The organism is Microvirga sp. 2TAF3 (genome assembly GCF_052114965.1).
Taxonomy (GTDB): domain Bacteria; phylum Pseudomonadota; class Alphaproteobacteria; order Rhizobiales; family Beijerinckiaceae; genus Microvirga.
In genome coordinates, this window is record NZ_JBFRFT010000022.1 from 58,898 (window position 1) to 73,933 (window position 15,036).

17 protein-coding genes and 3 tRNA genes are annotated in these 15,036 nt (G+C 61.3%); 9 read left to right on the forward strand and 11 right to left on the reverse strand.

Annotated elements, in window-relative coordinates; translation table 11 throughout:
• Positions 1-253 precede the first annotated feature (253 nt).
• Together AB4Y97_RS18595 and AB4Y97_RS18600 are read left to right on the forward strand one after the other, a co-directional pair.
• Positions 254-817 carry a nitroreductase family protein gene (locus AB4Y97_RS18595; protein WP_442000538.1) on the forward strand — a complete coding sequence of 188 codons (564 nt, stop codon included), beginning with the start codon at positions 254-256 and terminating at the stop codon, positions 815-817.
• Between the two features lie 8 nt (positions 818-825).
• On the forward strand, positions 826-1,434 hold the full coding sequence (locus AB4Y97_RS18600) for a flavin reductase family protein (protein ID WP_442000539.1): 609 nt from the start codon (positions 826-828) through the stop codon (positions 1,432-1,434).
• Between the two features lie 104 nt (positions 1,435-1,538).
• Here AB4Y97_RS18600 and AB4Y97_RS18605 read toward each other — a convergent pair whose 3' ends face one another.
• The 6 genes from AB4Y97_RS18605 to AB4Y97_RS18630 form a co-directional block, all read right to left on the reverse strand.
• A complete protein-coding gene (locus AB4Y97_RS18605; RefSeq protein ID WP_442000540.1) occupies positions 1,539-1,955 on the reverse strand; it encodes a GFA family protein in 417 nt (138 codons plus the stop codon).
• A 41-nt stretch (positions 1,956-1,996) separates the two neighbouring features.
• Positions 1,997-2,461 (reverse strand): SRPBCC family protein, encoded by a 465-nt coding sequence (locus AB4Y97_RS18610; RefSeq protein WP_442000541.1) that lies wholly within the window; start codon positions 2,459-2,461, stop codon positions 1,997-1,999.
• A 2-nt stretch (positions 2,462-2,463) separates the two neighbouring features.
• Positions 2,464-2,778: an ArsR/SmtB family transcription factor gene (locus tag AB4Y97_RS18615; RefSeq protein ID WP_442000542.1), complete on the reverse strand. Its 315-nt coding sequence runs from the start codon at positions 2,776-2,778 to the stop codon at positions 2,464-2,466.
• Between the two features lie 205 nt (positions 2,779-2,983).
• Positions 2,984-3,847: an HpcH/HpaI aldolase/citrate lyase family protein gene (locus AB4Y97_RS18620; RefSeq protein WP_442000543.1), complete on the reverse strand. Its 864-nt coding sequence runs from the start codon at positions 3,845-3,847 to the stop codon at positions 2,984-2,986.
• A gap of 5 nt (positions 3,848-3,852) precedes the next feature.
• Positions 3,853-4,347: a MaoC family dehydratase gene (locus AB4Y97_RS18625; RefSeq protein WP_442000544.1), complete on the reverse strand. Its 495-nt coding sequence runs from the start codon at positions 4,345-4,347 to the stop codon at positions 3,853-3,855.
• A 66-nt stretch (positions 4,348-4,413) separates the two neighbouring features.
• The gene (locus AB4Y97_RS18630) at positions 4,414-5,187 is read right to left on the reverse strand and encodes an NAD kinase (RefSeq protein WP_442000545.1); all 774 of its coding nucleotides are present in this window, start codon (positions 5,185-5,187) and stop codon (positions 4,414-4,416) included.
• 50 nt (positions 5,188-5,237) lie between these two features.
• Between AB4Y97_RS18630 and cutA the strand changes: the two genes are divergently transcribed.
• Positions 5,238-5,585, forward strand: a complete 348-nt coding sequence (gene cutA, locus AB4Y97_RS18635; RefSeq protein WP_442000546.1) for a divalent-cation tolerance protein CutA — start codon at positions 5,238-5,240, stop codon at positions 5,583-5,585.
• Here the strand turns inward: cutA and AB4Y97_RS18640 are convergent.
• The gene (locus tag AB4Y97_RS18640) at positions 5,582-6,565 is read right to left on the reverse strand and encodes an MBL fold metallo-hydrolase (RefSeq protein WP_442000547.1); all 984 of its coding nucleotides are present in this window, start codon (positions 6,563-6,565) and stop codon (positions 5,582-5,584) included. The two genes, cutA and AB4Y97_RS18640, sit on opposite strands and share 4 nt — an antisense overlap.
• A 95-nt stretch (positions 6,566-6,660) precedes the next feature.
• Positions 6,661-7,473, reverse strand: coding sequence for a TrmH family RNA methyltransferase (locus AB4Y97_RS18645; RefSeq protein ID WP_442000548.1), 813 nt, complete (start codon positions 7,471-7,473; stop codon positions 6,661-6,663).
• A gap of 267 nt (positions 7,474-7,740) precedes the next feature.
• On the opposite strand from AB4Y97_RS18645, the gene AB4Y97_RS18650 reads away from it, so the two are divergent.
• Positions 7,741-8,058, forward strand: a complete 318-nt coding sequence (locus AB4Y97_RS18650) for a hypothetical protein (RefSeq protein ID WP_442000549.1) — start codon at positions 7,741-7,743, stop codon at positions 8,056-8,058.
• A gap of 2,401 nt (positions 8,059-10,459) precedes the next feature.
• On the opposite strand, the gene AB4Y97_RS18655 is transcribed toward AB4Y97_RS18650, so the two are convergent.
• Positions 10,460-10,535 (reverse strand) — tRNA-Thr (locus tag AB4Y97_RS18655).
• Positions 10,536-10,679: 144 nt separating this feature from the next.
• On the opposite strand from AB4Y97_RS18655, the gene AB4Y97_RS18660 reads away from it, so the two are divergent.
• Positions 10,680-10,994, forward strand: a complete 315-nt coding sequence (locus tag AB4Y97_RS18660; protein ID WP_442000550.1) for a hypothetical protein — start codon at positions 10,680-10,682, stop codon at positions 10,992-10,994.
• Between the two features lie 81 nt (positions 10,995-11,075).
• Here AB4Y97_RS18660 and AB4Y97_RS18665 read toward each other — a convergent pair whose 3' ends face one another.
• Both AB4Y97_RS18665 and AB4Y97_RS18670 read right to left on the reverse strand, forming a co-directional pair.
• Entirely contained in the window at positions 11,076-12,761 is a 1,686-nt protein-coding gene (locus AB4Y97_RS18665) for an MFS transporter (protein WP_442000551.1), read from the reverse strand.
• Positions 12,762-12,967: 206 nt separating this feature from the next.
• Positions 12,968-13,792: a TrmH family RNA methyltransferase gene (locus AB4Y97_RS18670; RefSeq protein WP_442000552.1), complete on the reverse strand. Its 825-nt coding sequence runs from the start codon at positions 13,790-13,792 to the stop codon at positions 12,968-12,970.
• A 186-nt stretch (positions 13,793-13,978) separates the two neighbouring features.
• Here AB4Y97_RS18670 and AB4Y97_RS18675 point away from each other — a divergent pair.
• From AB4Y97_RS18675 to AB4Y97_RS18690, 4 genes are all read left to right on the forward strand, one after another.
• Positions 13,979-14,063: transfer RNA gene (locus tag AB4Y97_RS18675), tRNA-Tyr, on the forward strand.
• Between the two features lie 21 nt (positions 14,064-14,084).
• Positions 14,085-14,158 (forward strand) — tRNA-Gly (locus AB4Y97_RS18680).
• Positions 14,159-14,234: 76 nt separating this feature from the next.
• Entirely contained in the window at positions 14,235-14,825 is a 591-nt protein-coding gene (locus tag AB4Y97_RS18685; RefSeq protein WP_442000553.1) for a DUF6778 family protein, read from the forward strand.
• 62 nt (positions 14,826-14,887) lie between these two features.
• Positions 14,888-15,036, forward strand: a 149-nt coding sequence (locus AB4Y97_RS18690) for a GTP-binding protein (RefSeq protein ID WP_442000558.1), incomplete at its 3' end; no start/stop codon positions are given.

Consider the following 15,036-nt stretch of genomic DNA (forward strand, 5'->3'; position numbering starts at 1 on the left):
GCCGCCGTCGCCGACACGCGCTTGTCACTCGCCATGCGTAGGAAACCTGCTTGGCGTGTTGCCGCACTCCCCCTATACATCCGTTGCGGTTTCTTATGTGCAACGGCCCCTTTGGACGCCCGAGCCCCCTCAAGCGCATGATGACGGCGAGACCATGGCAAACCTTAAGCTTTCCGGTGTTCGCCGCCGCTTTCGGGCATCCGCATCTATTGTTCCATATAATTCACGATAATTCACGCCGGATGAAGGTCCTATGAACGAAAGCCTTGCCCGCCTTCAACAACGTCGTTCGGTCCCGGCCCGCTGGCTCGCGGAGCCCGGACCCAGCCGGGACGAGGTCGACACCCTCCTGACCGTCGCGGCCCGGGTGCCGGATCACGGCAAGCTCGTGCCCTGGCGCTTCATCGTCATCGAGGGGGAAGCGCGCCATCGGATGGGTGAGGTGCTCGCGAAAGCCTTCCAGGCCGACCAGCCGGAGGCCGATGCGGAAAAGGTGGCCGCTGAACGGAGGCGGTTCGCCCAGGCGCCTCTGGTGGTTGCCGTCGTCTCCCGCGTGACACCCCATGTGAAGATCCCCAATTGGGAGCAGGTGCTCTCATCCGGCGCGGTCTGCATGAACCTGCTCAACGCGGCGACGGCCTTGGGCTATGGCGCCGTCTGGCTGACCGGGTGGGCAGCCTATGACCGGCGCGTCCTCGATGCCCTGGGCCTCGGGTCCGATGAGCGGATCGCCGGGTTCGTTCATATCGGGACCACGGCGGAAAAGCCGACCGACAGGCCTCGCCCCGATCTCGCCGATATCGTGACACGTTTTTAGAAAACCTCATGTTCTACGAAACCTCGACCAACGATCACGGTCTCCCGCACGATCCCTTCAAGGCCATCGTCACCCCGCGCCCCATCGGCTGGATCACATCCATGAGCGGGAAGGGGGAAGTGAACCTGTCGCCCTACTCGTTCTTCAACGCCATCTCGGAGAAGCCGCCCATGGTGGCCTTCTCGTCGAGCGGCCGGAAGGATGCGCTCACCTTCATCGAGGAGACGAAGGAATTCGTCTGCAATCTCGCCACCTACGACCTGCGGGAGCAGCTGAACGCCACCTCCGCGCCGCTTCCGCGCGGCGAGAACGAGATGGTCCATGCGGGCCTCGAGGCAACCCCCTCCCGCCTCGTGAAGCCGCCCCGCGTCGCGAATGCGACGGCGGCGCTCGAATGCAAATGGCTCCAGACCGTTCCCCTCGTTCCCCTGGAGGGCGGGGAGCCGTCCTATTACCTCGTCATCGGTCAGGTGATCGGCATCCATATCGACGACAGGTTCATTGTCGACGGTCTGGTGGATACGGCCGCCATGCGGCCCATCGCCCGGTCCGGCTACCGTGATTATTTCGTCGCGACGCCGGAGACGAAATTCGCGATGAAGCGGCCGGGGGCCTAGGCTCAGAACTCGTTAATTGGTCTGAGGTGGGATTCACGGTCTCCGATCGGAGACCGTGATGAGTGATTTGCTTCTGCTGAGCACGCGTCCTTGGTGTCCTGACCTTAGTTCGCCGGCATTCTCTGGAATTTCTGCAACGAGGGATCGAGCGAGGCCCAGGCGTGACCACGAACGGTATAGGTCACAGCTTTCGGCTCGAACCGGCTGGGGTCGTCCAGGCTGGCGGCATGAATCGCGATCAGGTCCGGCATCGCAGCGAAGGTGAGGTAAACCGGCGTCCCGCAGGCCGGGCAGAAGGCGTGAACCTTTTCGTTCCCGCTGTCACCGGCGACGCGCCAGGTCGCCGCCTCCCCATCGATTTTCATCTCGGCCCGGTCCGAAAACACCAGATAGGAGGAATGCCCCGTGCCGCTTCGTCTTTGACAATCGCGGCACTGGCAATGGCTCTCAACGATGGGCGCGTTGCTCGTTGCATAACGGATCGCTCCGCACGCGCATCCACCGGCATAGGTCTTGGTCATGATCGTTCTTTCTCAGATGGGATACTTGGCAGCAGGAAAGCTCAGGCCGCCTTCGGCTTGGCGAAGACGTCGAGCGCCCGGCCGGTCTCGAGAAAGGATTTGAGGCTGGAAAGGACGATCGGCCAGCCCTTGCTGATGCCCTTGGCCATGCCACTGCCGGCCTCGAGTTCGTCGTGGGTAACGGTGAGGCGCACCATGTTCTCGTATTCCTCGATCTCGAACGTCACACGGCTGTAGGCTTCTGGATTCGAGGCCTGCGAGGCGCTCGCCCAGGTGATCACGAGACGGGTCGGCGGCAAGATCTCGACGACATCGCCGACGAGCTCCACGGTCCGCGCATCATTGGCGCGGACATGCTGCCACCTCGAACCGGGTCTCCAGTCGGAGACGTTCTCGTGGCCCCAATAGCGCCGCGCAATATCGGCCCTGGTGATGGCCTCGAACACCTTTTCCGGCGTTGAGACGATGTAGGTCACATAAACGAAGCTGGTCTTCCCTTTGGTCATTGTCATTTCCCTTCGAGTTCTTTCTTCAAGTCATGCAGCAGACTGAGCCGCTGGCGTTCGAACTTGCGCACCCACCGCTCGTAGACCTCGTGGAGCGGCACGGGGTTGATGAAATGCAGCTTCTCCCGGCCACGCCTCACCGTGGTCACGAGGTTGGCGTCCTCGAGAAGCCCGAGGTGCTGGGTGGCGGACTGCCGGGCCATGTCGAGGTTCTCGCAGAGCTGGCTGAGGGTCTGCCCGTTCTCCTCGCACAGACGGTCGAGCAGCTTCCTGCGGGTCGGGTCGCCCAGGGCCTTGAAAACCTTGTCAGCATCCATCGGTCTCTCTCGTGTGTGGGCACAATATGCAGGCGTTTACCTGCATGTCAAGACGAGCTCATCCTGCCGTGATCGCCCATCGGTCTACCGCGCCCAGTAGCTGAGAACGACACGCTCGCCCAATGACTGGTGCGCACATGCCTTCTTCTCGGCAATCTTCATCGCCGCAATCGCCATCTTCTGGCTCGGATCGTGAGCCCTGAGCCTAGACCCGTCCCAGAAGCCGCTCCGCGCGCAACAGGTGCGGCCGGTCGAGCATTTCGCCGTTGACGCCGACGACGCCCGCGCCGGGATTGGCCTTGAAGGCCTCGACGACGGCGCGTGCGCGCTCGATGGCTTCTATTGAGGGCGTGAAGGCTTCGTTGATCACCGGGACCTGCGCCGGATGGATGGCCATCTTGGCGACGAAGCCGTCCCGGCGCGCCTCCCGACATTCGGCGGCAAGGCCGTCCATGTCGCGGAAATTGGTATAGACCGCATCGATGGCATCGATTCCGGCCGCGGCCGCGCCGAGAAGGGTCAGCGCGCGGGCGAGGCGGTAAGGCTCCGCATAGGAGCCGTCCTCCCGGCGGTTGGTCTCCGCGCCGAGATCTGCCGAGAGATCCTCGCCACCCCAGGCAATCCCCATGAGGCGGTGGCTGGCGCCGGCAAAGGTGCCCAGCGCGAAGACGCCGAGGGCATTCTCGGTGGCGATGGCGAGGATGCGGGTGCCGCCATCGTCGAGGCCGAATTCCGCCTCGCGGACCGCGAGCTTTGCCCCCAGATGCGAGGCGTCCACTCCGCCGACGGCCTTCGGCAGGACGATGCCGTCCGGGGCAGCCTGCATCACGCCATCGAGATCGTCGTCGATCAGCCCCGTGGAGAGTCCGTTGACCCGGACATAGAGGCGCGGCCTGTCGGCTTGGTTTCGCGCTTCGGCAAGGAAGGTTGCCGTAACTTGCCTCGCCTCGGCCTTCGCGCCGAGATCGACCGAGTCCTCCAGATCGATGAGGAGCGCATCGGCTTTCGAGGTCAGGGCTTTGTCGAGTTTCTTCCGGCTGTCGCCCGGCACGAAGAGAAGGGACCGCATCGGCTTTAGACCTCCACCGTGGAATCACGCTTGCGCATGAAGGCCTGCCGGCGGCATTCGGCGACGAGGGTGCCGTCCTGCTTGTAGGCGCGATGGACGAACTCGACGATGCCCGCATCCGGCCGCGACCGCGATTCCCTCTTTCCCGCGACCTCCGTCGTGGCGTTGACCGTATCGCCCTCGAACAGGGGGGCGGGGAATATCACGTCCGTCATGCCCAGATTGGCGATCGTCGTGCCCACCGTCGTGTCGTTGACGGAGATGCCGATCATCAGGCCCAGCGTGAACAGGGAGTTCATGAGCGGACGGCCCCATTCGGTCTCGGTGGCGCAGAAATGCGCATCGATATGAAGCGGCTGGGGGTTCAGGGTCATGTTGGAAAAGAGCATGTTGTCCATCTGCGTCACCGTGCGGGTGAGGCGATGGCGGATGGTCGTGCCGACAGTGAAATCCTCGAAGTAGAGGCCGCCGCGGGGATGCCTTCCGCTCTCGTCGATCATGAGGTGGTCCTTGTCGTTCGCTCGTGCGTTATGGGTGGAAAAGGGGCCAACTCAAGGGGGAGGCCCTCAATAGCCGAACTGCTCGCGCAGGATGCGCTCGTCCAGGCTGTGCCCGGGATCGTGCAGCATCACGAGATCGACGCTGCGGTCCATGGAGGCGTGCACGCGAGAGACATCGCGGAACTCCGTGTGGTCCGCCACGGCGCTCACCGGGCGTTCCGTCGGCTCTAGAACTTCGATCTGGATCTTGGCGTAATCCGGCAACAGCGCGCCGCGCCAGAGGCGCGGGCGGAAGGCCGAGATCGGTGTGAGGGCGAGCAGTGGCGCGTTGAGGGGCAGGATCGGCCCGTTGACGGAGAGATTATAGGCTGTCGATCCGGCAGGCGTCGCGATGAGGACGCCATCGGCGACGAGTTCCGACAGGCGCATCTGCGAATCGATGCTGACGCGCAGCTTGGCGGCCTGATAGGTCTGCCGCAGCATGGAGACCTCGTTGATGGCGCGCGCGGTATGGGATTCGCCCCTGACGTCCCAGGCCACCATGAGAAGCGGGTGCGCGACGCTGCGTTCGGAGGCTTCAAGCCGCTCGAAGAGGTCTTCTTCCCGAAATTCGTTCATCAGGAAGCCGACAGTCCCCTTGTTCATGCCATAGATGGGTTTCCCTGTTCCCATGAATCGGTGCAGGGTCCGCAGCATCAGGCCATCGCCGCCCAGGGCCACGATCACATCGGCCTCTTCCGGCTCGACGCCGGGATAACGGCTTTTCAGCGACTGGAGCGCAGATTGGGCTTCAGACGTGGGACTGGCGACGAATGCGACATGGTTGAAACGACGGGCCATGCCCAGATACCCTCACTACGCCCGAACGGGATGCGGACGAAAGGCATAGCATGGAGCACCCACTTCTCGTCTATACGACGTTTCCAGATGTCGACACCGCTTTGTCGGTCGGCGAGGCTCTCGTGCGCGACAAGGTGATCGCCTGCATCAACGTTCTGCCGGGAATCCAGTCGCTTTATTCCTGGAATAGCTCCATCGAGCGCGGGCAGGAAGCCGTCGCCATCCTCAAGACCCGCACAGGCCTGCGGGACGAGGTTCAGGGAGCCTTGAAAGCAAGGCATCCCTATAAAACCCCGATCATCCTCTTCATCGAGCCGGCGGGCGCGGATTCCGACACGCTGGCTTGGCTGGTGAGCGAAACGACGGGCCGGAGGGCATCCGGCCCATCTTCATCCTAGACGGCGGAGGTCCACTGCACCGGGACGAAGCGGAAGCCGCTGCCCTCCTTCGCGATGTGGCCCGTGGCCGGGAAGGGGGCGTGATAGAAGGCGACCTGCGCGCGCTCTGCCGCGGCCATGTCGAGCATCTTGTGGCGGGTCTGGCGGGCCTGATCGGCATCCATGTCGAAGACGGCGGACCAGTCGGGATTGCGTACGAACAAAGCGGGATGGTTCGTGATGTCGGACATGACCATCAGTTTTCCCGAGCCGGACGACAGCATGTAGGCGGTGTGGCCCGGCGTATGGCCCGGGGCGGCAATGGCGGTCAGGCCAGGCACGACGTCCTTGCCGGCATCGTAGCGCTTCACGTCCTTGGCGACGGGGCCGAATACGCGCCGCACCCCCTGGAAGGCGCCCTTCATCCCCTCCGGCGCCTGATTCATGCGCGCATCGTCCATCCAGAAATCCCACTCCGTGGCCGGCACCATGATCTCGGCCTTCGGGAAAACCGCCGTGCCGTTCTTCAGGCGCAGGCCGTTGATGTGATCGCCATGGAAGTGGCTGATGACCACGGTGTCCACGTCCGCCGGATCGAAACCCGCGGCGCGGAAGTTCGCCATCCACGTGCCGGAAGTCGGTGCGCCTGAATCGCCGTTGCCGGTATCGATGAGGGTGAGGCGGCTGTTCTGCCGGAGCACAAGCGTGGTAAAAGTGATCGGCAGGCTTTCGGTAGAAAGAAAGGCCTCCTGCATGGCCTTTTGCACCTGGGCCAATTCGGCGTTGCGAATGAAGCCTTCGAGAGGCCGGGTCGCGAAGCCGTCATTGATGGCCGTGACCTCGACATCCCCGACCTTGTACCGATAGAAGCCGGGCGCCTGGCGGGATGCTGAAGCATTGGGTGTTGGGGCATTCGTTTGAGCCAAGGCTGGGACTCCGATGGGGGCTGCTGCTGCAGCAAACGCGGTGCTGGCGAGGACGGTGCGGCGTGTGATGGGCATCTCAATGTCTCCCGGCGTTTGAATGGGAGCAGGCTAGAACGGCCCCTGTATCAAGCAAGAGCTTGGCCTTTCACAAATCGGCGAGCGAAACATTCCTAGATCGAGCCCTTGAGTCCTGCGCCTGCAAGATGGTGCAGCGCAATGCCGCTCGTGGTTGCGACGTTCAGCGAGTCGAAACCGCCGCTCATGGGAATGGTGACCGTGCGCGTGCGGGCAAGAAGCGACGGCGGAAGCCCCGGACCTTCGGCGCCCAGGAGTAACGCGGTTCTGGATGTGCGCTGGATCCGGCCGAGAATTTCCTGTCCCGATGGCGTCAGGGAAAGCACCTCGAAACCGGCCTTCTGCAAGCCCTGAACCATCGCATCCGCCGATGGGGTGCGGGTGAAGGGAACGACAAGCGCTCCGCCGACGGAAACCCGGATCGCCTTGCGGTAGAGGGGATCGCAGGTCGCCTCGTCGAGAAGCACGGCATCCGCACCGAAAGCGGCGGCGTTGCGGAAGATTCCGCCGACATTGTCATGATTGGCGAGCCCCACCAAGCCGACGACGAGGGCCTCATGCGGCAATCCGGCGAGGAGCTCGTCCACAGGCGGCAGAGCCGCGCGATGGGCGACAGCGAGGACGCCACGATGAATCGGAAATCCGACGATCGCATCCATGACCGCGCGGCTTGCTGCGTAGACCGGCACGTCGGAGGGGAGGATCGCTGTCGCTTCCGCGAGGCTTTCGAGCCTGTTCTCGGAAAGCAGCAGCGATTCAATTGAGAAGCGCGCCTGTTTCAGCAGGACGCGCAGAACGACCTCGCCCTCCGCCACGAAGCGATGTTCCCGTCCGACCAGATCGCGCTCGCGCACGGCGCGATAGGCTTCGATCCGCGGGTCGTCGGGGTCCGTAATGGCAATTGGCATGGCCGCTTTCTATTTGAAGTGTGAGCCTGAAGGCAATGTCGTTCGAGCTGCTTCTGGCGCAATCCATTCAGGATTTTGAAGGCGATTCCGCCTCGTAAGTTCGTGAAGGAGTTTGAGACCATGAGGGTGGGAACAGTCGGGCTCAGTGTGCATTGCCATATAGCAAGTGGCGCGACTTTGTTCCCATCTTGAAGCCTTCCGTGCGCTCCAGCCTCGCCGCCAGAAGCGTTAGCGTTCGCCGGAGATCCGGCAGTCGAGGAGAGTCAGATGGCTCTAACCGGACGTTATAATTTCCGCAGATCGCTGACGGGTAGATTGGTGCTGCAGGTCGAGTATGAGGCGAGGGCCTTCTGGAGCTATTTCACCGGCAGGAACACTTACAAGCGCCGCTGGCGCAACGCGAATGTCATGGATCTGGCGGCTCCGGAACTGCGAACTCTTGTCGACCTGCGCTATCGCCCGCGTTTTATGCCTCAGCCGACCCATGATTGGCCTATGGCCTCCAGGCCATTGGAGGCCATTCCGCCTCGCTCGATTCAATATCGGCCCGAAGGGGACGATGAAGAGAATCCAATCACGCACTGAATTTCACGCTGTCGGGGCTTCGCTCCGTGCCGGGAACCGTGACAAATCATTGCCGCGTCGGTCCCTATGACTTTCGGGCGGTGTGGGAGAAAGCATGCCATTCGCGGGGGCTCCTGAAGATCGGCATCGTCGGCAGCTTTTCACCTGCATTATCCACCCAGCACGCGATCGGCTGCCTTTTTTCAGGTAAAGCTGAAACAATGGCCATCTATCCGGGTTGGGGATGTTCCGTCCCGAGCGGTCGGGACCGGCAAACCCCGGAGAAGCAGATGTCCTTTCATCAGATGCGTACATTTGTGCTGGCTGCGGCATTGATTGCTGGAACAAGCGCTGCTGCGCTCGCCCAGGCCGGCGGGAGCACGGGAAGCGGCAGTGCAGGAAGCACATCGGGCTCAGGCATGGGGTCCAGCGGCTCTTCCACGGGCAGTTCAGGCACAGGAAGTTCCGGCTCTACCTTGGGCACTGGCGGCTCGACAGGAGGAACAATGAATCCCGGTGCGACCGGATCCGTCGGAGGGGCCTCCGGTGCGCCCGAAAGCGGATCCGGTGCCCACCCAAATTCCGAGCTGGGTTCTGGTACCGGAACGGTGAACCCCTGCACGTCCGGAGCCAACCAGCGGCCGTGCAAGTAATTCCAGGTCATTGACGGCGATAAGCGGCTGAAACTGCCTACGCTAGGCTGTTCGACAGACTATAAAGGCCCCCTCTGCGGGGCCTTTAACTCGCGACCTGCGCCTGCAGGATTTTTACGACCTATCCCGAAGTTCGGTGGAAAATTCCGATGAATCTCCTCATCGAATATCCCGGACGCCGAAAAAAAGATCTCGCGGGAGCCGGAAGAAGATACGAGATCTGCGGGGCCTCCATTGCAGAAATGTCCGTTTTCCAGCGGAGCGGTTTCGATAGAGCGCGCCATATTCATCATTCATCTTCTGCAGCATTTGTTGAGCGCCAAAAGAGGATGAGTGGAATACATTCAAAACGAGATCCATGCAGGTCGTAATATAGACCTTATCGAATAAGTATTAAGTTTACCTACAGGAAAGGGAGGGCTCCCACTCGCTAGAACAAAGCTTGGAAAACAAAAGTTTCTTGACGAAGAGAGGTGTCGTTCATCTTTGGTTGAGGAGCTTCTTGGTATGGAACGACTCATGGCGATTTATCGTTGGAAGCTTAAGCTTCAGGAGATGAACGATGATGAAGAAGTTGCTTGTCGGATCCATTCTAGCTGTAACGGGCTTCGCTCTTGCGCCGCATGACGCATCGGCCATGCCCCTCAACATGAATCCTGCTTCCGGTGCATCTGCTCAGATGTTGGTGCAGAAGGCTTGGCACTCAGGTATGCCCCACCGCCGCATCGTCGGTGACCGTGTTTACGGTGGACGTTGCCCACCCCAAGGGTGCCCAGCTTGGACGCAACGCGATCTGAGACAAGATCCGAGGACAGGCGAGTGGTATAGCCCCCAGAACGAGCGGCAGCGTTACGATAATTATCGGCGTCCTCAGCGTGGCCCTTACGACTACTAGTGAGTAGTGAGCTTTCTGGTTTTCCTGGCAGCCAGCTATATCGAGTTGATTTGTGCCGCGACATCCGATGTCGCGGCATTTTTATAGGGATCTATCGCCTCTTCATAAGGACGAGAGCTCCAAGGGCTGGAAGTCTGTTTCCTTGGGCAGCTTCAGGCGAAGGTTCTAGCCAAGAAGGTACCTTAGCGAGATTCTATTTCGCCTTAAGTGTTTGGGCGAAAGAGGCGCCAACTCGTCGTTCCTTGCCTAAGCTATCCGGCAATGGAGCCCGTTGACTTGCCATAGCTTGGCCGTACGTGAAGGCGTGTCCATACAGGGCGCTATAATCCTGCTCACCAACGTGGATAGCCTCGATACCGTGACGATGGCTTTAAGGGAAAACAGCCCTGATAGTTGCAAGTCGATTCCCATACGGCACCTGTGGAGATCTCGATGCAGCGGTACTCGTTACAATCCCAGCCTCCACGAGGGTAGGCCCGCGCTCTGTAGCGGGGACCCGGATATTCCTCGATCATTCTCTCCCGTGGAGGATAGCCGTCCCGCCATCCGTAGGGGCGTTCATAATATGGCTGGGCGCCGGCTGAGCCGCTGGCGACGAGAGTGCTGCCGATGATCAAAACGGGGAAAAGAGTACGGAGTGACATGGATCTCTCCTCAAAACCGGATCGAAACCCGAGAAAGTGTTTGGGAACGGAGTGTTCCCAAGAAACAGCAAAACGCCTGAACTACCTCTGAATGCAGGGTTCCAAAATCCGGTATTCGCATCCAAATGTCATGAAGCGGCTCGGAGATTGCAAAGCTGCCGATCACAAAAGCGAGAATGGGGCAGAATTCCGCCAGAGCTTACACAGTAAGCGTCAGATACTCTCATGAATGGTGCCGGTTGCGGGACTCGAACTCGCGACCTACCGCTTACAAGGCGGTTGCTCTACCAACTGAGCTAAACCGGCGTCCTCACGTCGCGTGCTGAGGTAGCAGCGCGCGGGAAACGGCGCAAGTTCCCTTCATAGCGAAAAATTAAGTGCTCTGCAGCACGGCAACCATCCCTCGATTGTGGAATTGTCTGCTCAATGACCGTTGAGGAGTTCAATCACATGATTGATCTAAAAACTACAATCGAACCTAAAATCCTATTCGACAGGGGCAAATGCAGGCTTCTCGGCGCTGCTGGGATTGTTGTCAGCCTTGCTTTGGCAGGCCTTCCGGCCCAGGCCGCCCACGTGGCGTCTCAACCCGCTCCGAAGCCCGGCAAGGAGAAGATCGCGGCATTGGCGGCTCAGCGGGATCCGGAGACGACCTCTTCCGTCCGTTCCGATGTAGAGGCCGGGCCGAGCTGCGCCAAGTCCCGCAAGCGTCTCTGGGTCGATGGCGAAGGTTGGATCGTCCGCCCGGTGACGACCTGCTATTGATGGAAATGGGGGCTTCCAAGAAAAAGCCCCGCCGGATGGCGGGGCTTTCCTTTTCGGCGAAGGTTTCGCCGTCAGGGGAGGTCAGTCACCCTTGTAGCTGAAGATGTCCCGATCCTTCGTCTCGGGGACGAAGAGCAGGCCGATGACGAAGGTCGCCAGAGCGATCACGATGGGATACCAGAGGCCGTAATAGATATCCCCGGTCGCCGCCACCATGGCGAATGCGGTCGTCGGCAGGAAGCCGCCGAACCAGCCGTTGCCGATATGGTAGGGGAGCGACATGCCCGAATACCGGATCCGGGTCGGGAAGAGCTCCACGAGCTGAGCCGCAATCGGGCCGTACACCATGGTCACGTAGATGACGAGAAGGGTCAGGATCGCCGTGGCGAGCACGTAGTTGATCTTGGCCGGGTTGGCCGCCGCCGGATAGCCGTGGGCGCGGATGGCGTCCGTCATGGACTTGTTGAACGCCGCCGTCTGTGTCTTTACGGCATCGGCGGACAGGTCCTTGGCCTCGAATGAGGCGATCTCCGTATCACCGACCTTGATCTTGGCCGGGGTTCCTGCCGGAGCGGCCTGATTGCTGTAGTTCACGGAGTTGCGGGCGAGGAAGCCCTTGGCGATGTCGCAGGACGAAGTGAACTGCGAGGTGCCGACCGGGTTGAACTGGAACGAGCACGAGGACGGATCCGCCACTACCGTGACCGGGGCCGAGGCCTGGGCCGCCGCCAGATCCGGGTTCACCGCGCGGGCAAGGCCCTGGAAGAGCGGGAAGTAGGTGATCGCCGCGATGAGGCAACCGCCGAGGATGATCGGTTTGCGGCCGATCTTATCCGACAGCCAGCCGAAGACGATGAAGAACGGCGTGCCGATGAGGAGCGAAAGGGCGATCAGGATGTTCGCCGTCGTCGCATCCATCTTCAGGGTCTGGGTGAGGAAGAACAGCGCGTAGAACTGCCCCGTATACCACACCACCGCCTGACCGGCCGTGCTGCCGAGAAGCGCGAGAAGCGCGACCTTCGCGTTCTTCCAGGTGCCGAAAGCCTCCTTGAGCGGAGCCTTGGAGACGGTGCCATCTTCCTTCATTTTCTTGAAGGCAGGCGATTCCTGCAGCTGCAGACGAATCCAGATCGAGATGCCGAGCAACACGACAGAGAGCAGGAACGGAATACGCCAGCCCCAGGCCAGGAACTCCGCCTCGCCCAGATAAGTGCGGACGCCCAGGATCACGAGGAGCGACAGGAACAGGCCGAGCGTCGCCGTCGTCTGGATGAAGCTGGTATAGAAACCGCGACGGCCATGGGGGGCGTGCTCGGCCACGTAGGTCGCCGCGCCGCCGTACTCGCCGCCGAGCGCCAGACCCTGGATCAGGCGCAGGACGATCAGAATCACCGGGGCGATAATGCCGGCCGAGGCGTAGCTCGGAAGCAGGCCGACGATGAAGGTCGACAGGCCCATGAGCATGATGGTGATGAGGAAGGTGTATTTACGGCCGACGAGGTCGCCGAGGCGGCCGAAGACGAGGGCGCCGAAAGGCCGTACGGCAAAGCCCGCCGCGAAGGCCATGAGGGCGAAGATGAAGCCCGCTGTCGGATTGACGCCCGAGAAGAATTGGGCGGCGATGATCGCCGAGAGCGAGCCGTAGAGGTAGAAGTCGTACCATTCGAAGACGGTGCCGAGCGATGAGGCGAAGATGACTTTCTTCTCCTCTGCGCTCATCGGCCGGACTGCAGCGTCCGTCCGTGGCGTCATTGCTGCTGTAGCCATAGCGTTTCCCTTCCGGATAAAGTGGCGCCCGGTAAGCCGGGTTCTCGGTTCCCTGGTAGTGCTGGACACCGGGGAGGCCTTATGATGGAAGGCTAGCGGCGGCTTTACGCTTCACAATTCCCAATTGGTAGTTTCGACTTCCGTCTAAGCGAGCAGCAGAAATCGAAAATTGTCGATAAATAACAAGATGTTGGAAGGGCGGGGCGCTATCCTTTCACGTCCGCTGAAACCGCTTTTGTCACAGCAAAAAGAGAGATCGCCGCTGCATTGGAGACGTTCAGGCTTTTGATGGCTCCCGGCATGTCGAGGCGTCCGATGGCGTCGCAGCATTCGCGGGTGCGTTGCCGCAGGCCCTTGCCCTCAGATCCGAGCACCAGAACCACGGGCTGCCTGAGGCTCATCTCGTCGAGCCTGCTCTCGCCGGACGAATCGAGACCGATCCGCTGAAAGCCGCGCTCGCCGAGGGCGATCAGCGTATCCGCGAGATTGCGCACGATCATGAAGGGCACGTGCTCGAGCCCGCCCGAGGCGGATTTCGCCAGCACGCCGGTCGCCGCCGGGCTATGGCGCGCCGTGGTGATGATGGCCTCGACCCCGAAGGCGGCCGCCGTGCGCACGATGGCGCCGACATTGTGCGGATCGGTGATCTGATCGAGGGCCAGCACCACTCGCTTTCCGCTCAAGGTATCGGGGGTAGGCGAGGGCAGGGGATCGGCTTCGAGATAAAGACCCTGATGTACCGCATCGGCCTCGACGAGCCGGTTGATTTCGTCCGGACGGACGATTTCCGGCTCGATCGACAGGGGCATGCCCAGTTCCTCGCTCAGGCGGCGGGCAGAGTTCTCCGTGGCGAGGAGGCGGCGAAGCGTGCGCTTGCCGTTGCGCAGAGCCTCCGCGACCGGATGCCAGCCGTAGAGAATCACGAGATCCGGATCCCCGAAAGTGCGGCGGGGCTGGTGATCGCGGCGTCCCGGCTTGCCCGAAGGGCGCTGGAACCGTGGCTTTCGGGAATGGAAAGGGCGCTCGCTCATAATGCTCGATCTCGTCTGATGATGCCGGCACATAACACAGGAGCGGAGCCTTAACGACCCGCTGTATATTGATTGCGCTTTGCTGTTGACACCGGCAATGCAGGTCACCATAAGAGCGCCCACGGAAACACCAGTCGGGTGTTTCGGTTGAACGGCCTCAGCGCGTCGCGTTCTGGTTGGGCAAATGGGGGAATGTCCCGAGCGGCAAAGGGGGCGGACTGTAAATCCGCTGGCTATGCCTTCGTAGGTTCGAGTCCTACTTCCCCCACCACCCAATCCTTAAGACGGGCACGCGGGTGTAGCTCAATGGTAGAGCAGCAGCCTTCCAAGCTGAATACGAGGGTTCGATTCCCTTCACCCGCTCCAACCTCCTGCCCTTGCTATCGAGCGTTGTGAAATATAGTTGCTTTTGCTGTCCCGAATGCTGTGGATGGCAATCATCATGTTTCGTCGGTTTCTTCTGTCATTTCTGCTGGGCCTGTCCCTCGCAGGATGCGTCACTGCCTCCAATACCCTCGCGCCGGATCAGGTCGCCACGATGCGCCTTCAATCCGTCTCCGTGTCCTTTTCCCCCAGCGCGCGGATCTGGTGGGGCGATGGGGAGCGTGCTTTCGCTGCCTCGAAGGGATTGCCGCTTCTCGCGGCTGAGGAGGCCGCCAAGTCGCCAGAGGGGCAGGCTTTTCTGCGCGGGACGATTGCCGCTAAGCTGAGCCAAGCCTTCGAAAGCCACCTGAAGGGGGAGCTCGGGGGAACGCGACCGGTCAGGCTTGACATTATCGTCAGGGATCTCGACATAGCATCCGCGGCACAGCGCATCCTGCTCGGCGGGCATCATCGTCTGACGGCGGATGTGAATCTCATCGATGCCCGTTCCGGCGCGCTCATCCTGGCTTTTTCCGAGCAGAATGCGATGGCGCAGGCCGGGCAGGGGATCGGTGGTGTGCTCGTCGACAACATGTTCCTAGGCGAGCCGATCGACCGGGTCATCCAAAACTATGCGACCCAATATCGAAATTGGCTCTTGCGCAAATAGCGCAACCGCAATATCGGGACCCCCTGAGTTTTTTGTTCCTGGCCTCTGCAAGGTAGATATCAATGGCGAAGGAAAAGTTTGAGCGGACGAAGCCGCACTGCAACATTGGGACGATTGGCCACGTTGACCATGGCAAGACGTCTCTGACGGCGGCGATCACGAAGGTTCTGGCGGAGTCCGGCGGGGCGACGTTCACGGCCTATGACCAGAT